General features: G+C 72.6%; 4 protein-coding genes. 3 read left to right on the top strand and 1 reads right to left on the bottom strand.

The genetic code is table 11. The annotated features are described in order from the left end of the window. Positions 1-141: 141 nt before the first annotated feature. Complete coding sequence (locus tag AXW62_RS28970; protein ID WP_060947123.1) at positions 142-753, bottom strand: TetR/AcrR family transcriptional regulator; 612 nt, start codon at positions 751-753, stop codon at positions 142-144. A 238-nt stretch (positions 754-991) separates the two neighbouring features. Here AXW62_RS28970 and AXW62_RS28975 point away from each other — a divergent pair, with 238 nt between their 5' ends. The 3 genes from AXW62_RS28975 (at position 992) to dnaK (ending at position 5,694) form a co-directional block, all read left to right on the top strand. After that, positions 992-2,215, top strand: coding sequence for a DMT family transporter (locus AXW62_RS28975; RefSeq protein WP_252368778.1), 1,224 nt, complete (start codon positions 992-994; stop codon positions 2,213-2,215). 42 nt (positions 2,216-2,257) lie between these two features. Then, positions 2,258-3,460 carry a PP2C family protein-serine/threonine phosphatase gene (locus tag AXW62_RS28980; protein ID WP_060947124.1) on the top strand — a complete coding sequence of 401 codons (1,203 nt, stop codon included), beginning with the start codon at positions 2,258-2,260 and terminating at the stop codon, positions 3,458-3,460. Positions 3,461-3,789: 329 nt separating this feature from the next. After that, entirely contained in the window at positions 3,790-5,694 is a 1,905-nt protein-coding gene (gene dnaK / locus AXW62_RS28985) for a molecular chaperone DnaK (protein ID WP_060947125.1), read from the top strand. Positions 5,695-6,000 lie beyond the last annotated feature (306 nt).

The following is a 6,000-nucleotide window of genomic DNA, read 5'->3' on the forward strand; positions in this document are numbered from 1 at the left end:
CCCGGCGGCCGATCCGGCGGACCGACGGCCCGGTGCGGTGGCAGCCCGGCGGCGTGGCGGCCCGGCGGCGTGGCCGGGAGCCGGGTGCGAGGAGCCGGGCGCGTAGGGGCCGGGAGCCGGGCGCGTAGGGGCCCGGAGCCGCTACGGGGCCAGGCCGAGCGCGGGAAAGACCGACGCCTCGAGGAAGCGCGTCAGATACTCGCGGTCGGCGAGCTTGCTCTCGAGCAGCGGCCGGACCCGCATCGCGCCGATCAGCTGGGTGGGGACGAACTCGACGGCGGGGTTGTCCGTGGCCACCTCGCCGCGCTCCACGCCCCGGCGGACCATCGCCTGGATCGCCTTCACCTCGTGCTCGATCAGGGCGGCGCGCAGCGCCTGGAGCAGATCGGGGTTCTGCAGCGCGGCGTGCCCGAGGGCGTACACCAACGCGGTGTCACCGCCGCACGCCTCCCCCGCCGCCTCCGCGACGGCGCGCAGATCGCCCACGAGCGAGCCGGTGTCGATGCCCTCCAGCGCGAACCGGCGGTTGCAGGAGCGCAGTGCGGCGACGACGAGCTGGGGCTTGGTGTTCCACTGCCGGTAGAGCGTGGAGCGGCTGGAGCGGGTGCGGGCGGCGACCGCCTCGATGGTGAGGGCCTCGTACCCGCCCTCCTGGAGCAGGTCGAGGACCGCCCGGTAGAACTCCTGCTCCCGCTCCGGGGTGATCTTGGAACGGCGCTGCGGCGCGGCCGTCTCGGGGCTCTGCGTCGCCATCGGCTCTCCTCCTCGGTCCACCGGACTCCGGCTCTCCCCACAGCCACACAGTGTACCGACACATCCACGTACCGATACGCGTCTGCACCGATACGGGTGTGTACCGATACGCCCGCGCACCGGTACACTCGCGTATCGATACGTTTATGTGCCGATGTTGCGGATGGCTGTCGAAGGCCCTGGATGGCCGTGGATGGCACCGACAGCGACCGGCGGTGCCGACAGGAAGGCACGGTGGATGAACCCAACCGTCATAGCCGTCGCGCTCGCGCTCGCCTCGGCCGTCGCCTACGCGACCGCGGCCGTGGCCCAGGAGCGGCTGGCCGCCGACGGCCGGCCGGGGCGGCTGCCGCGGCTGCTGCTGCGCGGCGCCTGGTGGGGAGCGGTCGGCCTGAACGCCGCCGGCGCCCTGCTGCACGTGGCCGCGCTGCGGTACGGGCCGCTCACCCTCGTCCAGCCGCTCGGCGCGCTCACCCTGGTCGCGGCCGTACCGCTGGGCGCGCGGCTCGCGGGGCGGCGGGTGGTCCGGGACGAGTGGCGGGGCGTGGTCCTGGCCCTGCTCGGCCTCGGCGCCCTGCTCCCGGTCACCGCAGGGGAGACCCCGCGCGACACGCTCAGTCTGGCGGAGGCGGTCGCCCTCGGGGCCGTCGTCCTGGCGTTCCTCGCGCTGTGCGCCGGACCGGGCCGCGCGGGGCGCGGGACGCCCGGCCGGGGGCTGCGGTACGCCACCGCGTCCGGGGTCGCCTCCGGGGTCGCCTCGGCGCTCACCCAGACCCTCACGGTCGCGCTCGCCGGCTCGCGGGCCCCGGGGGCGGCCCTGGTGTCCTGGCGGATGGCGGTGGTGGCCGTCCTGGTCGCGGTCTTCGCGGTGAGCGGTCTGCTGCTCGCCCAGAGCGCCTACGGCAGTGGCCTCGGCGCGCCCCTGGCGACCCTGACCCTCGCCAACCCGGTGGCGGCGGCCGCCATCGGGATCGTCCTGCTGGACGAGCGCTTCCGGGGCGGCCCGGCCGGCTGGGCCCTCGCCGCCGCCGGCGCGGCGGCGGCCGCCCGCGGGGTGGTCCTGCTCTCCCGGGCCCCCGGGGCGGGCATCCCCGGCGAACCCCGGGCAGCTGCCCCCGGAGAACCCCAGGCGGACGTACGCGGGGAGCCCCGGGCGGGCGTCCCCGGCGCACCCCGGGCAGGCGTCCCCGGGGAGGCCCTACGGGCGGACCCCGCAGCCCCCGCACCCCGGGACGCCGTACGAGCAAACCCCGCACCCCACCAAGCCGCACCCCACCAGGCCATGCCCCGGAACCTCGCACGAGCAGACCCCGCGCCCCCCGCACCCCGGGACGCCGTACGAGCAGACCCCACACCCCACAAAGCCGCACCCCGAGAGGCCATGCCCCACGAAGCCGCAACCCACCAAGCCATGCGCGAGCCCGCCGTCGACCCCCGGGAGCCGGTGCCCACGCCCCCGTGATCCCCGAGGCGTGGGGCGCCCTGCCGCCGTAAGGTTGACCGCATGGTGGACGCGAGCGTGTCGACCTCGGCGGAGACCGCTGAGCAATTGCTGGAGGAGCTGCTCAGGGCCACCCACGAGGCATCGCCCGCGGAGTTGCCGGAGGCCCTGGACCGTTACACCGACGCCATGGGCATGGGCCGTGCGGTCGTCTACCTGATCGACCTCCAGCAGCGGCTGCTGAAGCCGCTCGCCGATGGCCAGCCGGACATGGACCTCGACAGTTCCATGGCCGGATTCGCCTACCGGACGGACACCGTACGGGTCGAGGAGAACGACGCGGAGGGGCTCACGCTGTGGCTGCCGCTGATGAACGGCGCGGAGCGGCTGGGGGTGCTCCAGCTGCGGATGGGCTCGCTGGACGGGCTCACGCTCTGGCGCTGCCGGATGCTGGCCTCGCTCCTCGCCCTGGTCATCACGTCCAAGCGGACCTATCTGGACACCTTCGCACAGCGCATCCGCACCCGGTCCATGCAACTGCCCACGGAGATGGTGCGGGCCTTCCTCCCGCCCCGCTCCATCGGCACCGGCCGGGTGGTCTCGACGGCCGTTCTGGAGCCCGCGTACGAGCTGGGGGGCGATGCCTTCGACCACTCGTTCACCGAGGACGTCCTGCACGCCACGATCCTCGACGCCATGGGCCACGACCTGGCCTCCGGGCTGACCACCTCCGTGGCCATGGCGGGCAGCCGCAACGCCCGGCGCACCGGCGCCGATCTGGCGGCCCTGGTCACCACCGTGGACGAGGCGCTGGCCACCTGGCTTCCGGACCAGTTCTGCACGGGCATCTTCCTCCGGCTGCACATGCCCAGCGGGGTACTGCGCTGGGCCAACTGCGGCCACCCCACTCCGCTGGTCATCCGCCGCCAGCGACTGCTCCGGAAGGAGCTGGAGCGGCCCTTCGAACCCCCGCTGGGGCTGCCCGCGCAGCTGTCGGACGCGGCCCGGCAGGTCCATGAGACGGTCCTGCAGCCCGGGGACCGCATCCTCCTCTACACCGACGGCGTCGTGGAGTCGCGCGACGAGGGAGGTGAGCAGTTCGGCCTGGAGCGCTTCGCCGACTACATCATCCGGTCGACGGCCGCCGGTCAGAACGCCCCCGAGGTGCTCCGGCTGCTCATCCACGCGATCCTCGACCACCGGCACCGCGAACTCAGCGACGACGCCACGATCTTGATGATCGAGTGGCATCCGCCCGGTCCATGAGCCGTCGAGGCGGTGTCCGGCGACGCCCCCGAGCCCACCCGCCACCGCCACCACCACCCCTGCACCCGCACCCGCACCCCCTGCCGGACGGACCGGCCGGAGGCGTGGACGGGCCGGAGGCGTGAACGGAGCCCCCCGTCCCGGAGGCGCACTCGGCTCACCGATATTCGACCCCGGGGGCGCAGGATCGGCCGTTGACCGATTTGCCACCCTTTGAGGTAGAAGCCCTCGTCTGAGGTAGAAGCCCTCGTCACCGGTCCCGCCACCGGTCCCGCCCCGCGCCCGACCGGCGACGATTGCGGCCCGCGGCCGTCCCGGAAGGAGTTCCCATGGCCAAGGCAGTCGGTATCGACCTGGGCACCACCAACTCGGTGATCGCCGCATGGGAAGGCGGTGAGGCCGCGGTCGTTCCGAACTCCGAGGGCAGCCGCACCACACCGTCGGTGGTGGCCTTCACCGACACCGGTGAACGCCTGGTGGGGCAGCTGGCCCGGCGCCAGGCGATCCTCAACCCCAAGGGCACCATCTACTCGGCCAAGCGGTTCATCGGCCGGCACTACGACGAGGTCTCCGCCGAGGCCAAGGCGGTCGCCTACGACGTGGTCCCGGACGACAGCGGCCTCGCCCGCTTCTCGGTGCGCGGGAAGCTGTACTCGCCGGAGGAGATCAGCGCCCAGGTGCTGCGCAAACTGGCCGACGACGCCGGGAAGCAGCTGGGTGAGCGGGTGACCGAGGCGGTCATCACCGTGCCCGCGTACTTCAACGACGCCCAGCGCAGCGCCACCAAGGACGCCGGTGAGATCGCGGGGCTGAACGTACTGCGGATCATCAACGAGCCGACCGCTGCCGCGCTCGCCTACGGCCTGGACAAGAAGGGCCATGAGACGGTGCTCGTCTTCGACCTCGGCGGCGGCACCTTCGACGTGTCCGTCCTCGACGTCGGGGACGGGGTGGTGGAGGTCCGCTCCACCGCGGGCGACAGCCACCTGGGCGGCGACGACTTCGACCGCCGGCTGGTGGACCACCTCGCCGACAGGTTCCAGCAGGAGAACGGCATCGACCTGCGCCACGACCCGCAGGCGCTGCAGCGGCTCTTCGAGGCGGCGGAGAAGGCGAAGACCGAGCTGAGTTCGGTGACCCAGACCCAGCTCAACCTGCCGTTCATCACCGCGGACGCCTCCGGTCCGAAGCATCTGACCGAGACCGTCATGCGGTCCACCTTCGACCACATCACCGGCGATCTGGTGGAGCGCTGCCTCGGCCCGGTCCAGCAGGCCATGGCCGACGCCAAGGTCGGTGAGAACGACATCGACGAGGTGATCCTGGTCGGCGGTTCGACCCGGATACCCGCCGTCCAGGCCCTGGTCCGTCGGCTGACCGGCGGCAAGGACCCCAATATGAGCGTCAACCCCGACGAGGTCGTGGCCCTGGGCGCCGCGATCCAGGCCGGGGTGCTCAAGGGCGAGGTCAAGGACGTCCTGCTGCTCGACGTCACCCCGCTGTCGCTGGGGGTCGAGACCCGCGGCGGCGTCATGACGAAGATCATCGATCGGAATACCACCATCCCGGTGCGCCGGACCGAGACCTTCTCCACCGCCGAGGACAACCAGCAGGCCGTCGACATCGTGATCCTCCAGGGCGAGCGTGAGCGGGCCGCCGACAACCGGGTGCTCGGCCGCTTCCAGCTGACCGGTATCCGTCCGGCGCCGCGCGGTGAGCCGCAGGTGGAGGTGACCTTCGATATCGACGCCAACGGCATCCTCAACGTCACGGCGCGGGACAAGGACACCGGCAAGGAACAGTCCGTCCAGATCAGCGAGACCGGCAACCTCGACCGCGGCGAGGTCGAGCGGATGGTCCAGGAGGCCGAGCGCAACCGCGGCGAGGACCAGGCGCTGCGCGAGTCTGTGGACGCCCGCAACGAGCTGGACGCCGTCGCCTATCAGGTCGAAAAGCGCCTCTCGGAACTGGGCGACGCGGTGCCCTCCCACGAGCGGTCGCGCGCCGAGATGCTGGTGAACGACGCCCGCGAAGCGGTCAGGAACGAGGCCGGCCGCGACCGGACCAGGCCACTGATCTCCGAGCTCCAGCAGGTCCACGCGGGCCTGGCCGCCCATGGGACGGCCGGTGCGGGCGCGGGCGCGGCGGCCGGTGGGGCCGAGGCGGGCGGCAGGGACACCGGGGGCGGCGGAGCCGGTGAGGACGTCATCGACGCGGAGTTCGACAAAGGCTGACCGATGCGGCAATGGCTGACCGATCGGCCAAAGCTGATTCGGCCAAGGCTCACCAGGCTGACCGATCGGCCCAGGCACATTCGGCCAAGACTCACCAGGCTGACCGATCGGCCCAGGCACATTCGGCCGAGGCTGATTGGCCCAGGCTCATTCGACAAAGGCTCACCGCCTCGGCAACAGGCTCACCGATCCGGCGAAGTCGGCAAATGGCTCACCGAAGCTCACTGAGAGGCCGCCATGTCCACCCAACCGCAGCAGCCCGAACCGCCGGAGGGCGCCGTGGCGGAGCCCGGCCAGGAGCAGGAC

Source organism: Streptomyces hygroscopicus subsp. hygroscopicus, from assembly GCF_001553455.1.
Taxonomy (GTDB): domain Bacteria; phylum Actinomycetota; class Actinomycetes; order Streptomycetales; family Streptomycetaceae; genus Streptomyces; species Streptomyces hygroscopicus.